The organism is Mycobacterium triplex (assembly GCF_000689255.1).
Classification (GTDB): domain Bacteria; phylum Actinomycetota; class Actinomycetes; order Mycobacteriales; family Mycobacteriaceae; genus Mycobacterium; species Mycobacterium triplex.
Genome location: NZ_HG964446.1, coordinates 2,636,854 through 2,652,985 on the forward strand (window position 1 = coordinate 2,636,854; position 16,132 = coordinate 2,652,985).

General features: G+C 68.0%; 12 protein-coding genes. 9 read left to right on the forward strand and 3 right to left on the reverse strand.

Annotated elements, in window-relative coordinates; all coding sequences use genetic code 11:
- The 5 genes from secD to BN973_RS12430 form a co-directional block, all read left to right on the forward strand.
- The coding region (gene secD, locus BN973_RS12410) for a protein translocase subunit SecD (RefSeq protein WP_036468461.1) at positions 1-1,183 on the forward strand (1,183 nt) is incomplete at its 5' end.
- Complete coding sequence (gene secF / locus BN973_RS12415) at positions 1,180-2,439, forward strand: protein translocase subunit SecF (protein ID WP_036468462.1); 1,260 nt, start codon at positions 1,180-1,182, stop codon at positions 2,437-2,439. The genes secD and secF, both read left to right, overlap by 4 nt.
- A gap of 5 nt (positions 2,440-2,444) precedes the next feature.
- Complete coding sequence (locus BN973_RS12420) at positions 2,445-4,094, forward strand: ABC transporter substrate-binding protein (protein WP_036468463.1); 1,650 nt, start codon at positions 2,445-2,447, stop codon at positions 4,092-4,094.
- Complete coding sequence (locus BN973_RS12425) at positions 4,091-4,633, forward strand: adenine phosphoribosyltransferase (protein ID WP_036468464.1); 543 nt, start codon at positions 4,091-4,093, stop codon at positions 4,631-4,633. Before BN973_RS12420 ends, BN973_RS12425 begins: the two co-directional genes overlap by 4 nt.
- 36 nt (positions 4,634-4,669) lie before the next feature.
- Positions 4,670-7,024: a RelA/SpoT family protein gene (locus BN973_RS12430; protein WP_036472338.1), complete on the forward strand. Its 2,355-nt coding sequence runs from the start codon at positions 4,670-4,672 to the stop codon at positions 7,022-7,024.
- 3 nt (positions 7,025-7,027) lie between these two features.
- Here BN973_RS12430 and BN973_RS12435 read toward each other — a convergent pair whose 3' ends face one another.
- On the reverse strand, positions 7,028-8,764 hold the full coding sequence (locus tag BN973_RS12435; RefSeq protein ID WP_084163605.1) for a protein kinase domain-containing protein: 1,737 nt from the start codon (positions 8,762-8,764) through the stop codon (positions 7,028-7,030).
- A gap of 125 nt (positions 8,765-8,889) precedes the next feature.
- On the reverse strand, positions 8,890-9,789 hold the full coding sequence (locus BN973_RS12440) for a peptidylprolyl isomerase (protein WP_036468467.1): 900 nt from the start codon (positions 9,787-9,789) through the stop codon (positions 8,890-8,892).
- Between the two features lie 106 nt (positions 9,790-9,895).
- Between BN973_RS12440 and BN973_RS12445 the strand changes: the two genes are divergently transcribed.
- The 4 genes from BN973_RS12445 (at position 9,896) to BN973_RS12460 (ending at position 13,887) form a co-directional block, all read left to right on the forward strand.
- On the forward strand, positions 9,896-10,570 hold the full coding sequence (locus tag BN973_RS12445) for an MBL fold metallo-hydrolase (protein WP_036468468.1): 675 nt from the start codon (positions 9,896-9,898) through the stop codon (positions 10,568-10,570).
- Positions 10,567-11,829, forward strand: coding sequence for a histidine--tRNA ligase (gene hisS, locus BN973_RS12450; protein WP_036468469.1), 1,263 nt, complete (start codon positions 10,567-10,569; stop codon positions 11,827-11,829). The genes BN973_RS12445 and hisS overlap by 4 nt, the downstream gene beginning before the upstream one ends.
- 159 nt (positions 11,830-11,988) lie before the next feature.
- The gene (locus BN973_RS12455; protein WP_036468471.1) at positions 11,989-12,276 is read left to right on the forward strand and encodes a hypothetical protein; all 288 of its coding nucleotides are present in this window, start codon (positions 11,989-11,991) and stop codon (positions 12,274-12,276) included.
- A 126-nt stretch (positions 12,277-12,402) separates the two neighbouring features.
- Positions 12,403-13,887, forward strand: coding sequence for an HNH endonuclease signature motif containing protein (locus BN973_RS12460; RefSeq protein WP_036468472.1), 1,485 nt, complete (start codon positions 12,403-12,405; stop codon positions 13,885-13,887).
- Here BN973_RS12460 and helR read toward each other — a convergent pair.
- Positions 13,845-16,088 carry an RNA polymerase recycling motor ATPase HelR gene (gene helR, locus BN973_RS12465; RefSeq protein WP_198048921.1) on the reverse strand — a complete coding sequence of 748 codons (2,244 nt, stop codon included), beginning with the start codon at positions 16,086-16,088 and terminating at the stop codon, positions 13,845-13,847. The two genes, BN973_RS12460 and helR, sit on opposite strands and share 43 nt — an antisense overlap.
- Positions 16,089-16,132: the final 44 nt, after the last annotated feature.

A 16,132-nucleotide genomic window follows, 5' to 3' on the forward strand; every position in this document is an offset into this window, starting at 1 on the left:
ACCCAGCCCCAGCCCCAGCCCGCCGCCCGAGGCGCCCGGACCGCCGGATCCGCGCAAGGATCTCGCCGAGCGCATCAAGGTGATGAAGGATTTCCGGCAGAGCAACAACCCCTACATCCAGATGGTTGCTCAGCAGTGGGTGGCCGCCCACTGCGACAAAGAGGACATCCTGGCCGGCAACGACGACCCGGCCTTGCCGCTGGTGACCTGCTCGACCGACCACAAGTACGTCTACCTGCTGGGCCCGTCGATCATCAGCGGTGACCAGATCCAGGACGCCAGCTCGACGATGAACCAGCGCGGCATCGGCTACGTCGTCGACGTTCAGTTCAGGCCCGCCGCGGCCAACACCTGGGCGGACTTCACCGCCGCCCACATCGGCACCCAGACCGCGTTCACGCTGGACTCCCAGGTGGTCAGCGCGCCGATGATCCAGGAAGCGATCCCGGGCGGGCGCACCCAGATCTCCGGAGGCGACCCGCCGTTCACGGCTGCGACCGCCAAGCAGCTGGCCAACGTCTTGAAGTACGGCTCGCTGCCGCTGTCCTTCGAATCGTCGGAGGCCCAAACCGTCTCGGCGACACTGGGATTGACCTCGCTGCGCGCGGGGCTGATCGCGGGCGCGATCGGCTTGGTCCTGGTGCTGCTGTACTCGTTGCTCTACTACCGAGTGCTCGGATTGCTGACGGCGTTATCTCTAATCGCTTCCGGTGCAATGATTTTCGCGATCCTGGTGCTGCTGGGCAGACAGATCAACTACACCCTGGACCTGGCGGGTATCGCCGGTCTGATCATCGGTATCGGTACCACCGCAGACTCGTTCGTGGTGTTCTTCGAGCGCATCAAAGACGAGATCCGCGAAGGCCGTACGTTCCGCTCGGCGGTGCCGCGAGGCTGGGGCCGGGCCCGCAGGACGATCGTGTCGGGTAACGCCGTGACGTTCCTGGCCGCCGCGGTGCTGTACGGACTCGCGATCGGCCAGGTGCGGGGCTTCGCCTTCACGTTGGGCCTGACCACGGTGCTCGACGTCGTGGTGGTGTTCCTGGTGACCTGGCCGCTGGTGTACCTGGCCTCCAAGTCGCCGACGCTGGCCAAGCCCGCGTACAACGGCCTGGGCGCCGTCCAGCAGGTCGCACGGGAACGCCGGGCCGCCGACATGAAGACGGGACGGGGAACGCGATGAGCTCCAAAGACGCCGACGCGGCCGAACTCACCGAGGCCGGCGCCGCGGTGGAGCTGATATCCGACTCCACCGCGCCGCCGCCGCAGCACAGCTTTCTCGCCAGGCTCTACACCGGAACGGGTGCGTTCGAGGTCGTCGGGCGGCGCCGGTTGTGGTACGGCATCAGCGGGGCGATCGTCGCGATCGCGATCCTGTCCATCCTGCTGCGCGGCTTCACCTTCGGGATCGACTTCAAGGGCGGCACCACGGTCTCGATGCCCGCCGCGGGCGGGACGGGTCAAGTCCAGACCTCGCAGGTGCAGGACGTGTTCCGCAAGACCCTGGGCCGCGACGCCGCATCGGTCGTCATCGTCGGCAACGGCGCCTCGGCGACGGTGCAGATCAGCTCGGAAACGCTGTCCAACGATCAGACCGCGAAGCTGCGCAACGCGCTGTTCGACGCATTCGCACCCAAGGGCACCGACGGCAAGCCGAGCAAGGCGGCGATCAGCGACTCGGCGGTGTCGGAGACCTGGGGCGACCAGATCACCAACAAGGCGCTGATCGCGCTGGGCGTGTTCCTGGTGCTGGTCAGCATCTACATCATGGTGCGCTACGAGCGCTACATGTCGATCTCCGCGCTGACGACGATGGTTTTCGACCTGACCGTCACCGCGGGCGTGTATTCGCTGGTGGGCTTCGAGGTCAGCCCGGCGACGGTGATCGGCCTGCTGACCATCCTCGGGTTCTCGCTGTACGACACCGTCATCGTCTTCGACAAGGTCGAAGAGAACACCAAGGACTTCCAGCACACCAACCGTCGGACCTTCGCCGAGGAAGCCAACCTGGCGATCAACCAGACCTTCATGCGCTCGATCAACACCAGCCTGATCTCGGTGCTGCCGGTGCTGGCGCTGATGGTGGTGGCGGTGTGGCTGCTGGGGGTCGGCACGCTGAAGGACCTGGCGCTGGTGCAGCTGGTCGGCATCCTGGTCGGCACCTATTCGTCGATCTTCTTCGCCACCCCGCTGCTGGTCACGCTGCGCGAGCGCACCGAACTGGTGAAAACCCATACCCGCCGCGTGCTCAAACGACGCAAACCGGGCATGCCGGAGCCCGCGGATCCCACCGCCGACGACGCCTCCGGCACCGAGCCCTCGGCGCAGACCAACAAGCCCGCCGAGCCCGCGCCGAACAAGCCGGCGCCGGGTGCGCGGCCCGTGCGACCCACCGGTACCCGGCGCCCGAGCGGCAAGCGGAACGCCGGCCGGCGGTAGCCGCGATGCTGAAGCGGGCCGCGGCCGTTGCTTTGGCTTTGCCGTTGGCCGCTGCGGTCACGTTGACGGGATGCTCGGGCAGCGCCGCCTCGGAGATCGTCTACGTCGTCGACGGGCCGTTGAGCAGCTACAACGCCAACACCACCGTCGGGTTCGCGTCGGCCGCGGCGCAGGCGTTCGCCCGCACGCTGACCGGGTTCGGCTATCACGGCCCCGACGGGCAGGTCGTCGCCGACCACGACTTCGGCTCCGTCTCCGTGGTCAGCGGTTCGCCGCTGGTGCTCGACTATCAGATCGCCGACAACGCGGTCTACTCCGACGGCAAGCCGCTGACCTGCGACGACCTGGTGCTGGCCTGGGCCGCTCAGTCGGGCCGGTTTCCCGGATTCGACGCCGCCACGCAGGCCGGCTACGTCGACATCGCCAACATCGAATGCATACCCGGGCAAAAGAAGGCGCGGGTGTCGTTCGTTCCGGACCGCGGCATCGTCGACTACACCCAGTTGTTCGCCGCGACCACGATGATGCCGTCGCACGTCATCGCCGATCAGCTGAATATCGACGTGACCGCGACGCTGCTCAGCAATAACGCCGCGTCGGTCGCACAGATCGCGCAACTGTGGAACACGACGTGGGACCTCAAGCCCGGCCTCAAACACGACGAGATCCTCAAGCGCTTCCCGTCGTCGGGCCCGTACAAAATCGAATCCGTCCTGGACGACGGCGCCGTGGTGCTGGTGGCCAACGAGCGGTGGTGGGGTCCCAAGGCGATCACCAAGCGGATCACCGTGTCGCCGCAGGCGCCCGACATCCAGGACCGGGTCAACAACCGCAGCGTCGACGTCGTGGATGTCGCGGCCGGGTCGTCGGGCGCGCTGGCCACGCCGGACAATTACGAGCGCACCGACGCGGCCGCGGCGGGCATCGAGCAGCTGATTTTCGCGCCGCAGGGACCGTTGGCGCAGCCCAACGCCCGTCGCGCGGTCGCGCTGTGCACGCCGCGCGACGTGATCGCGCGCGACGCCGGGGTCCCGATCGCCAACTCGCGGCTGTCTCCGGTCGCCGAGGACGCCGTCGCGCAGGCCGACGGGGCCGCCGAGGCGGGCCCGTTCAACAGGGCGGACCCCGTCGCGGCCGGCGCGGCGCTGGGCGGCGCGCCGTTGCCGGTGCGGATCGGCTACCAGGGTCCCAACGCTCGACTCGCGGTCACCGTCGGCACCATCACCAAGTCGTGCGCCGCGGCCGGCATCACTGTCTCCAGCGTCACACTGGACACCTCCGGACCCCAGGCGCTCAAGGGCGGAAAGATCGATGTTCTGCTGGCCAGCACGGGTGGAGCCAGCGGCAGCGGCTCCAGCGGGTCGTCGTCGATGGACGCCTACGATCTGCACAGCGGCAACGGCAATAACCTCTCCGCCTACGCGAATCCGCAGGTAGACGGCGTAATCGGTGCGCTTGCGGTGTCGGGTGACCCGGCCGAGCGGGTTCGCCTGCTTGCCGAGGCAGCGCCGGTACTCTGGGGTGATATGCCAACGTTGCCTCTGTATCGCCAGCAGCGCACGTTGCTGATGTCGAAAAAGATGTACGCAGTCAGCGCGAACCCGACCCGTTGGGGCGCGGGTTGGAACATGGACCGATGGGCTTTGATGCAGTGACGGATATTCGCGAGGATGCAGCGCTGGCCGACCGTATCGCGTCGTTGACCCGCGACGTTGCCAACTTTCCGAAGCGGGGAGTCCAGTTCAAGGACCTCACCCCGCTGTTCGCCGACCGGACGGCGATGAACGCGGTGATCGACGCGCTGGTGGACCTCTCTGCCGGTGTCGGACTGGTGGCCGGTATCGAATCGCGAGGGTCGTTGGTGGCCGCTGCCGTCGCCGCCCGGCTCGGCACCGGTGTGCTGTCCATCCGCAAGGAGGGCAAGCTGCCGCCGCCGGTGCTCCGCGAGGCGTACGAGCGCGAGTACGGTCCCGCGGCGATCGAGATCCCGGCCGACGGTCTGGACCTGCGCGGCACCAGCATCATGATCATCGACGACGTGCTGGCCACCGGCGGCACGCTGGGTGCGGCCAACCGCCTGCTCGAGCGCGCCCGGGCCCATGTGACCGGTGCGGCCGTGCTGGTGGAAATCACCGCGCTCGGCGGCCGGGAAGCCGTCGCGCCTTTGCCGGTAGAAAGCCTGAGCCGCGTCTAGCCGCGCGGGATATCCTCGAGGTCGGAGGTGGCCAACGTGGCGGATGAGCAAAGCTCGGCGCAAGCCGTTGTGCCGCCCACGGACTCGCTCCCGATCGACGTGGCGGGTACGCCGGAGACCCTGAAGACGTCGAGCAGCGCGTCGCGTCGGGTGCGGGCCCGGCTGGCCCGCCGGATGACCGCCCAGCGCAGCGCGTTCAACCCCGTGCTCGAGCCGCTGGTGGCGGTGCACCGGGAGATCTACCCGAAAGCGAACTTCTCGATGCTCAACCGGGCGTTCGAGGTGGCCGATGGGCGGCACGCCAGTCAACTGCGGCGTTCCGGTGATCCCTACATCACCCATCCGCTGGCCGTCGCCAACATTCTCGCCGAATTGGGAATGGACACCACGACTTTGGTGGCCGCGTTGCTGCACGACACCGTCGAAGACACCGGGTACACGCTGGAGGCGCTGAGCGAGGAATTCGGCGAAGAGGTAGGCCACCTCGTCGACGGGGTGACCAAGCTGGACCGCGTCGAGCTGGGCAACGCCGCCGAGGGCGAGACCATTCGCAAGATGATCACCGCGATGGCCCGGGACCCGCGGGTGCTGGTGATCAAGGTGGCCGACCGGCTGCACAACATGCGGACCATGCGCTTCCTGCCGCCGGAAAAGCAGGCGCGCAAAGCCCGCGAGACGCTGGAAGTCATTGCGCCCCTGGCACATCGGCTGGGCATGGCCAGTGTGAAGTGGGAGCTGGAAGACCTGTCGTTCGCGATCCTGCACCCGAAGAAGTACGAGGAGATCGTCCGCCTGGTCGCCGGGCGGGCGCCGTCGCGGGACACCTACCTGGCCAAGGTCCGCGCCGAGATCGTCGCCACGCTGGGCGCGTCGAAAATCAAGGCGACGGTGGAGGGCCGCCCCAAGCACTACTGGTCGATCTACCAGAAGATGATCGTCAAGGGCCGTGACTTCGACGACATCCACGACCTGGTCGGCATCCGCATCCTGTGCGACGAGATCCGGGACTGCTATGCCGCTGTGGGCGTGGTGCACTCGCTGTGGCAGCCGATGGCCGGGCGGTTCAAGGACTACATCGCCCAGCCCAGATACGGTGTCTACCAGTCACTGCACACCACGGTCGTCGGGCCGGAGGGCAAGCCGCTGGAAGTGCAGATCCGCACCCGCGACATGCACCGCACCGCCGAATACGGCATCGCCGCGCACTGGCGGTACAAGGAAGCCAAGGGCCGCAACGGTGTTCTGCATCCGCACGCCGCCGCCGAGATCGACGACATGGCCTGGATGCGGCAACTACTCGACTGGCAACGTGAGGCCGCCGACCCCGGCGAGTTCCTGGAGTCGTTGCGTTACGACCTTGCCGTGCAAGAGATCTTCGTGTTCACCCCCAAGGGCGACGTCGTCACCCTGCCGACCGGTTCGACGCCGGTCGACTTCGCCTACGCGGTGCACACCGAGGTCGGTCACCGCTGCATCGGCGCCCGGGTCAACGGCCGACTGGTCGCGCTGGAACGCAAACTCGAAAACGGGGAAGTTGTAGAGGTTTTCACCTCCAAGGCGCCCAACGCCGGGCCGTCGCGGGACTGGCAGCAGTTCGTGGTGTCACCGCGGGCCAAGGCGAAGATCCGGCAGTGGTTCGCCAAGGAGCGCCGCGAGGAAGCGCTGGAAGCCGGCAAGGAGGCGATGGCCCGCGAGGTCCGTCGCGGTGGACTTCCGTTGCAGCGCTTGGTCAATGGTGAGGCCATGGCGGCGGTGGCCCGCGAGCTGCACTACACCGACGTGTCGGCGATGTACACCGCGATCGGCGAGGGTCATGTCTCGGCGCGCCACGTCGTGCAGCGGCTGCTGGCCGAGCTCGGTGGCATCGACCAGGCCGAAGAAGACCTCGCCGAAAGGTCCACGCCGACAACGATGTTGCGCCGCCCGCGCAGCACCGACGACGTCGGCGTCTCGGTTCCCGGCGCTCCCGGCGTGCTGACCAAGCTGGCGAAGTGCTGCACACCCGTGCCCGGCGATGCGATCATGGGCTTCGTCACCCGCGGCGGCGGCGTCAGCGTGCACCGCACCGACTGCACCAACGCCGCCTCCCTGCAGCAGCAGGCCGAGCGCATCATCGAGGTGCTGTGGGCCCCGTCGCCGTCGTCGGTGTTCCTGGTGGCCATTCAGGTCGAGGCACTCGACCGGCACCGGCTGCTGTCGGACGTCACGCGGGTGCTCGCCGACGAGAAGGTCAACATCCTCTCCGCCTCGGTCACCACTTCGGGTGATCGAGTTGCGATCAGCCGCTTCACTTTTGAGATGGGTGACCCCAAGCACCTCGGGCACCTGCTCAACGTCGTGCGCAACGTCGAAGGCGTGTACGACGTCTACCGCGTGACATCTGCGGCGTAAAACTCAGCCGAGCCGCACCGAATTGATCGTGACCGGCGAGGTGGGCAGGCCGGTAACCCGGTGGCCGGCGACTCCTGCCGCGGCGATCTTGTCGAGGACCGCGAGGCCGGCCTGGTCGATGTTGCCGAGCACCGTGAAATTGGGCAGTGCCTCGGTGTCCTGGTAGAACATCACGAATTGGCTTCCGTTGGTGTTGGGTTCGTTACTGGCCATGACCACGGATCCGCGCGGGTACACCACGGTCGCCCGGAGCGCGGGATCTCCGGGCGGATATTGGTTGGTGGGGTATTCGTCGGCGAACTCGTAACCGGGGCCGCCGTTGCCGTCTTTGTCGGGGCCACCGCACACCAGCGTTCCGCCGTCGGAGCCGGTGGATAGCCGTGGGCAGGTGGTGCCGTCGAAGAATTGTTGGCGGACCAGGCTGACGAAGCTGTTCACCGTGCACGGGGACTCGTTGTTGGCGAGCTCGATGCCGACATCGCCGAAGTTGGTGGAAATCGTGGCGGGAATCCGGGCCGGCGTGGTGGCTACCCGCCCGGACGGAGGCAGGTTGACGGGCTTGGGCGACGCATCCACGGAGTCGTTGCCCACCGGCTGGTATTGGCAGTTGGCACCCAGGTCGGGCGGCGGGGCAAAGGCCGGCAACGGCGGCGCGGCATTCGGGTTCGGGGCGGCCGAGGTCGTCGGTGCTCCCGGTGCGCCGAAGGCGGGCCCCTGTTTGGGCGTCCGGGGATGGGGCACGGTGCTGGATGTCGCGGTGTTCGACCGGGAATCGCTGTTGGTCACCAGGGCGACGACCAGGATCGTCACCATGACCAGGGTGAAGATCGATGCGGCGACGATGCCGATGATCAGCGTCTTGTTGGAGCGCTGCGGCTCGGGTTGTTGCGCGGGCGGCGCGGGGCTGGGTGGGGGCGCCGGGGCGGCCGCGGTCGCCGGGTAGTGCGGCGGTGGGGGCGGGCCGGGCGGCGCGGGGTTGCCGGCGCCCGCCAGTGCGGCTTTGGCGGCCTCGGCGAACTCGATGGCGGTTTGGTAGCGCTGGTTGAGATCCTTTGCCATGCCGCGGGCGACGACGTCGTCGAGGGCCGGCGGCACGCCCGGCGCGGTGAACGAGGGGCGTGGCGGCGGGGTGTTCAGATGCGCGTTGAGTTGTTCTTCGAAGGTGTCGCCGGGGTAGGGCAGGTGTCCGGTCAGGCATTCGTAGAGCACGCAGGCCAGGGCGTAGACGTCGGCGCGGTGATCGGTCATGCCCCGGAAGCGTTCCGGGGCCATGTAGGCCATGGTGCCCATGGTGTGGCCGGTGTGGGTCAGCACGGTGTCGGCGGCGGTGCGCGCGAGCCCGAAGTCGATCAGGTAGACGAAGTCGCGGTTCGACACCAGGATGTTCGAGGGCTTGATGTCGCGGTGGATCAGCCCGACTTCGTGGGCGGTATCCAGGGCTGCGGCAACCTGTTCGACCACGGCCACGGCGCGTTCGGGGTGCAGGCGGCCACCGTTTTCGGCGATGTAGGCCAACAGGTCGCGGCCTTCGATCAGGCGCATGTCGACGTAGAGCCGGCCGTCGATCTCGCCGTAGCTGTGAATCGGCACCATGTGCGGATCGGAAAGGCTCGCCGCGATTCGTGCCTCGCGCCGGAACCGCTGCTGAAATTCGTCGTCGTCGGCCAGGTGTGCGGGCAGCACCTTGAGCGCGACGACGCGGTCCGTGCTGGTGTCGTAGGCGCGGAAGACCTGACCCATGCCACCGCGGCCCAGCAGCTCGCGCAGCTCGTAATGTCCGAATGACTCCGTCGCCACGCACTGACCTTAAGGTGTCGGCCACACCGTCGCCGAATTCCGGCCGACCGTGTTGCGCCGCCCCGGGTTTAGTCGAGCAGGATGGACTTGATCGTGACTTCGCTGGCCGGTGCCCCGTCTTCGCCGCCACCGTTGACGCCGGCCTTAGCGATCTTGTCGAGAACGGCGAGCCCGTCAGCCTGGATCGTGCCGAAGACGGTGTACTGCGGTGGCAGCTGAGAATCCTTGTAGACCATGAAGAACTGGCTGCCGTTGGTGCCCGGCCCGGCGTTGGCCATCGCCAGGGTGCCGCGCGGGTACAAAACCGGTTCCCGCAGCTTGGGGTCGTTCGGCGGGTACTGGTCGGTCGGGTACTCGTTGGCGAACTGGTAGCCCGGCCCGCCGGTGCCGTCGCCCTTGGGATCACCGCATTGCAGCACGCCCAGCGACTCCGAGGTGGTCAGCCGGTGGCACTTGGTGTCGTCGAAATACTTCTGCCCGATCAGGCTCGCGAAACTGTTGACCGTGCAAGGCGATTCGTTGTTTGCCAGCATCAGGCCGATGTTGCCCTGGCTGGTCGCCATGCTGGCGCTCACCTGCGCCGGATCGGTCGGCACCTTGCCGGTGCGCGGTGGCTTGACCGGCTTGGCGGCCGGGTCGGTCGACGGCGGGTACTGGCAGTTGGCGCCGACGGAGTCCGACGGCTTGAACGCCGGCAGGGGCGGGACCGGCGGAACCATCCCGGTTTGCGGGGTCGTCGTGCTCGATGCCGCCGGGGAGTTGCTGGTCGTCGGCGCTGCCGTGTCGTGCTGGTGCTTCTTGTTGGTGTTGATCACGGTGATCACCACTGCGGCGATCACTGCGATGGCCACAACCGCACCACCGACGATGACTAAGAGCCGGCGCCTGCGGGCTTGCTTCGCACGGCGTTCGAGCTGCCGTTCGAGTTTGCGCTTGGCGTTGGCACGTCGCTGTTCGTTGGTCGGCACGGCCGGTATGCCTCCATGGTCGTCAAGTGGGGGCCGGGGTAGCAGGCTCAGGCTAATGCGGGCGGCGCGAGCGGTGTCAAGGGACCCCCGTGGGAAACTGGGAGGCGTGTTGATCACCGGATTTCCCGCCGGCATGTTGGCTTGCAACTGCTACGTGCTGGCCGAGCGCCCCGGAACGGACGCCGTCATCGTGGATCCGGGGCAGCGTGCGATGGCTCCGCTGCGGCGCATCCTCGACCAGAATCGGCTGACGCCGGCCGCGGTGCTGCTCACTCACGGGCACATCGACCACATGTGGTCCGCGCAGAAGGTCTCCGACACCTACGGCTGCCCGACCTACATCCACCCCGAAGACCGCTTCATGCTCAAAGACCCGATCCACGGCATGGGGCCGCGGCTGGCGCAGCTGATGACGGGTGCGTTCTTCCGCGAGCCCAAGCAGGTCGTCGAACTGGACCGCGACGGCGACAAGATCGACCTGGGCAACGTCAGCGTCAACGTCGACCACACACCCGGACACACCCGCGGATCGGTGGTGTTCCGGGTTTCTCAAGCAAGCCCAGCGGACAAAGATGTGGTGTTTACCGGCGACACGCTGTTCGAGCGCTCGGTGGGCCGTACCGACCTGTTCGGCGGCAGCGGCCGCGATTTGCTGACCTCGATCGTCGACAAGCTCTTGGTGCTCGACGACAACACGGTGGTGCTGCCCGGCCACGGCAACTCCACCACGATCGGCGCCGAGCGCCGCTTCAATCCGTTCCTCGAAGGACTGACCGGATGACGGAATTCAGCGCACCCAAGGGCGTGCCGGATTACTTTCCACCGGACTCGGCGCAGTTCGTCGCGGTGCGCGACGGTCTGCTCGGGGCCGCCCGCCGGGCCGGCTACGGCGACATCGAACTACCCATCTTCGAGGACACCGGGCTGTTCGCTCGCGGCGTCGGCGAATCCACCGACGTGGTGTCCAAGGAGATGTACACGTTCGCCGACCGCGGTGACCGCTCGGTGACGCTGCGGCCGGAGGGCACGGCCGGGGTGGTGCGCGCGGTGATCGAGCACGGCCTGGACCGGGGCGCGCTGCCGGTCAAATTGTGTTATTCCGGACCGTTTTTCCGCTACGAGCGCCCCCAGGCCGGCCGGTATCGCCAGCTGCAGCAGGTCGGCGTGGAGGCGATCGGCGTCGACGACCCGGCGCTGGACGCCGAGGTGATCGCGATTGCCGACGCCGGGTTCCGCTCGCTCGGCCTGGACGGCTTCCGGCTGGAAATCACCTCGCTGGGCGACGACAGTTGCCGGCCGCAGTACCGGGAACTGCTGCAGGAGTTCCTGTCAGGGCTCGACCTGGACGAAGAAACGCAGCGACGTGCGCGACTCAACCCGCTGCGCGTGCTCGACGACAAACGACCCGAGGTCAAGGCCATGACGGCCGACGCCCCGGTGCTGCTCGACCACCTTTCCGATGCGGCCAAGCAACACTTCGACACCGTGCTGGCCCACCTCGACGCGCTGGGCGTGCCCTACGTGATCAACCCGCGCATGGTGCGGGGGCTCGACTACTACACCAAGACCACCTTCGAGTTCGTGCACGACGGTTTGGGTGCCCAGTCCGGCATCGGCGGCGGCGGCCGCTACGACGGGCTGATGCGCCAGCTCGGCGGACAAGACCTGTCCGGCATCGGATTTGGGCTCGGCGTGGACCGCACGCTGCTGGCGTTGCGGGCCGAGGGCCGCAGCGCGGGGGAGACCACCCGCTGCGAGGCCTTCGGCGTGCCGCTGAGCGAGGCGGCCAAGCTGCGGCTGGCGGTGCTGGGCGCTCAGCTGCGGGCCGCCGGTGTCCGGGTCGACATGGCCTACGGCGATCGCGGGCTCAAGGGCGCGATGCGCGCGGCCGACCGCTCCGGTGCCCGCGTCGCGCTGGTCGCCGGTGACCGCGATCTCGAGTCCGGCACGATCGGCGTCAAGGATCTGGCGACGGGGGAGCAGGTTTCGGTGCCGCTCGATTCGGTTGTCGCCGACGTGCTTTCGCGTTTCAGCCGATAGTCGCCGCCGGTTTTGCCCGGGCGGGCGGAAATTAGCAAGTCCGTCAACAAATGTTCAGCAAACCCGCCCACTGCGGACCGCACTTATTGTACGGTCGTGCAAGATTGCGCCGGGCAGGCACCGTCGCCTGTCCGTTGGTTGCCGGGTGAGGAGACGTCGGTGGACGGTGCCGAAACGCAGAGCAAGACAACCCCTCCGACCGTGAAGTCGTTCCGCGACTTCTCCAGCGTTGTGGTGAAGTGCGCGGCACTGGGCGCGTCGCCGGCGCTGGGATCGCTATCGGTACCGCCGGCCTGGCCGAAGTCGGCTCCCAAGCCCGATGAGCTGCCGGCCGCGCCCAAGGGCAAACCGCCCGGGCTCACCTACCAGGACGGCTTGATGGGCCTGATGACCGGTCGCCGGGCCGCTTCTCCGCATGCCGAAGAGTCCCTGGCTGAAGAGGCCTAAGCCTGCCGCAGCGTCAAATCACTTGTGTCACACGAAACCTGACTGGCCTGCGTTCGGCCGAGGTCAACCCATCCACTGCTGCGTACGCGCGCTTATCTCGTCGCCGGGCCGTGGTACAATTCGAACATGCGTTCGAGTAGGGCTGAAGCGATCGACGAGATCTTTGAACGGCGCTATCCGTCCACCACGCGCGATTCCGCGGCCTTGGTGGATCGGGTCCGCTCGTCCGCACGCCTCGAGAATCGGGCGGCAGCCGCCCAGCTGGCCGATATCGGGGAGTTGTTCGCCTACCGGCTGTCGCGTTGTTCGGACACCGAAGAGTGGGCGGTCGACACCATGGACGCGGTGGCCGCCGAGGTGGCGGCGGCATTGCGGATCAGTCAGGGCCAGGCGGCGAGTCGCCTCCGGTACGCCCGCGCCATGCGTGAGCGGCTGCCAAGGCTCGCAGCAGTATTCAAAGCCGGCGACATCGACTATCGGACGTTTCAGACCATCGTCTATCGCACTGATCTGCTGACCGACGACGAGGTACTGGCCGGCGTCGACGCGCGGCTGGCGGTCAATGTGCCGCGCTGGCCATCGATGACTCACGGTCGCCTGGCCGGGCAGGTTGACAGGATCGTAATGAGGGCCGATGCCGACGCCGTCCGGCGGCGGAAGAAACGCCAGTCCGCGCGCGAGGTATCGATCGCGGACGTCGGGGATGGCATTGCTGAGATTCACGGCCTCCTGTTGAGCCCGGACGCGCGGGCGCTCGAAGAGCGGCTGAATGCGTTGTCCGCCACGGTTTGTGAGCATGACCCTCGCGCTCGTGAGGAGCGCCGGGCCGACGCGCTCGGGGCGCTGGCCGCATCGGCCGACCGGCTCGGCTGCCGGTGTGGCCGGCCCGACTGCGCGGCGGGTAAGCGTCCCGCCGCAACGCCCGTCGTCATTCATGTGATCGCCGAGCGGGCCACCATCGACGGTACCGGCTCCGCGCCGGCGTCCCAGCTGGGTTCGGATGGCCTGATCACACCGGAACTCGTTGCGGAACTTGCCAAGTCGGCCAGGCTGGTGCCGCTTGTCCATCCCGCGGATGCTCCGCCCGAGCCCGGATATGTGCCGTCGCGGGCGCTGCAGGATTTTGTGCGATGCCGGGACTTGACCTGCCGCTGGCCGGGTTGTGATCGGCCGGCGGTCGAGTGCGATCTTGATCATACGATCCCGTACGCCGACGGCGGCCCGACGCATGCGTCAAACATCAAGTGCTACTGCCGCACTCATCATCTGGTCAAGACGTTCTGGGGTTGGCGCGACCAGCAGTTGCCCGACGGGACCGTGATCTTGACGTCGCCGGCTGGGCAAACACATGTCACCACACCGGGCAGCGCGCTGCTGTTTCCCAGCCTGTGCCTCGCGACGGGTGGGATGCCGGCACCCGAAGCCGACCCGCCGCGGGACTACTGCGGCGACCGGACCGCGATGATGCCCAGGCGTACGCGTACCCGCGCGCAGAACCGCGCCGCGCGCATCGCCGCGGAACGACGACAAAATCGCGACGCGCGTAGGGCATCACCCCAGACCGTCGGTCAGCCACCGCCCGAGACCGTTGCACAACCACCGCCGTTCTGACGGCCCGTCGACACCGCAGCGGTCGTCTGGTACTCGGCCAAGCCGGACAGCGTCTGTGGCAACGGTTCTCGATGCAGCACCCCGAGGCGCTGGGTGGCGCGGGTGAGGGCGACGTAGAGTTCGGCCGCGCCGCGGGGGCCGTCCGCGAGGATCCGCTGCGGATCGACGACCAGCACGGCGTCGAATTCCAGGCCCTTGGTCTGCGAGGCCGGCACCGTGCCGGGCACGCCGGGCGGGCCGATCACGATGCTGGTACCTTCGCGACCGGCTTCGTCATGCACGAATTCTTCGATCGCACCGGCTAATTCGTCGTCGCTGACCTTTCTGGACCAGGGGCGCACGCCGCAGGCGCGCACCGACTCCGGGGGCTGAACGCCGGGCGCGAACTCCTCGAGCAGCGCGGCGGCGACCGTCATGATCTCCGCCGGTGTGCGGTAATTGACGGTCAGCGCCCGGTATTCCCATCGGCCCGGGACGTATGGCTGCAACATCGCCTGCCATGACGTCGCTCCGGCCGCCGACCGGCGCTGAGCGAGGTCGCCGACCACGGTGAAGGACCGGCCTGGGCAGCGTCGCATCAGCACCCGCCAGTCCATCTCGGACAGTTCCTGGGCTTCGTCGACGACGATGTGCCGGTAGGTCCAATCCCGATCGGCCGCAGCACGTTCGGCGAGTTCTCGCGTGTCGCGTTCGATGAACCGCTCGGCCAGGGCCTCGGCGTGAATCACGTCGCGGGCGATCAGATGGTCCTCGTCGTCCATCAGATCCTCGCGCGCGACCATCAGGTCCAGCACGCCCGCGGCGTACTCGGCTTCATAGTTGCGCTCGCGCTGGGCGCTGGCCGCCGCGGCCTCGGCCGCCTTGTCTCGGCCCAGCAGATCGACCAGTTCGTCGAGCAGCGGCACATCCGACACCGTCCAGGGGTCGCCCTCGACACGCAGCAGCGACTGGGGAGCGCCCACGGCATGCAGCCGCTCGGGGGACAGGTACAGCGAAGACAACAGCTCCTGCGGTGTCAGGATCGGCCAGAGCCGGTCGAGCGCGGCGGTGAACTGTTCGTTGTCCGCGAGCTCGGCAAGCAGGTCGGAGCGCAGCTGCTCCCATGCGGTGCGGTCCTCGCGGGTCAGCCAGCCGCGGCCGATCCGGGCGATCGCGCGCTCGGTCAGCGCCCAGGTGAGGATGTCGACGAACACCGCGCGGGCCTGGTTGTGCGGCTGTCCGCTGCCCCGGGCCTCGTCGCGTGCCCAGCCGGCGATCTCGGCGTCGATGCGCATCGTGACGTCGGCCAGCTCGATCTCCAGCGGGCGCTCGGGCAGCCGTTGCCGATCCGCGATTGCGGCGGCGAGCACATCCAGGATTTTCAGCGACCCCTTGAACGCCGCGCATTCCGGCGTGTCCTCGGCGGTGATCTGCATCCCGGGCACCAGATCGCCCGGCGTCATGAACACCACACTCGACTCGCCCAGCGACGGCAACACACGATCGACGTGGCGCAGGAACGCCGGATTAGGGCCCACCACAAGGACTCCGTGGCGCTCGATCCGCTCGCGCTGGGTGTACAGCAAGTACGCGACGCGGTGCAGCGCCACGACGGTCTTGCCGGTGCCGGGCCCGCCCTCGATCACCAGCACGCCCGGGTGATCGAGCCGGATGATCTCGTCCTGCTGGGCCTGAATGGTCGCGACGATGTCGCGCATGCCCTCGCCGCGCGGCGCGTTGACCGCCGCCAGCAGGGCTGCGTCACCTTGCGCGTCGGCACCGGGCCGGCCGAACACCTCGTCGGTGAAGTCGACCACGCGCCGCCCGCTGGTGTGGAACTGGCGGCGCCGGTGCATGTGTTCGGGGCTGGCGGAGGTGGCGACATAGAAGGCACGAGCCGCCGGTGCCCGCCAGTCGAGCAGCAGCGGTCGGTAGTCGTTGTCGGCATCGAACAACCCGATCCGGCCGATGTAGGAGCGTTCGCCGGAGAGGGCGTCGAGGCGCCCGAAGCACAACCCGTGGTCGGCCACGTCCAGCCGCTTGACCTCCCTGGCCACCGCGCGCACCTCGGCATCCCGATCTGCCAGGTCCTCGCCGTCGCCCAGCAATGCCGCGCGGAGGTTGTCCTTCGCTCGTGCGCGTTCGGCGTCGAGCCGCGCGTAGAGCCCGGTCACGTAGCTCTGTTCGGACCGCAGTTCGCCGTCATATTCAGGATTCGACAAGTACCCCTCCGCCACTTCTGGTCTCGGCCAAGTGTAGGGGGCCC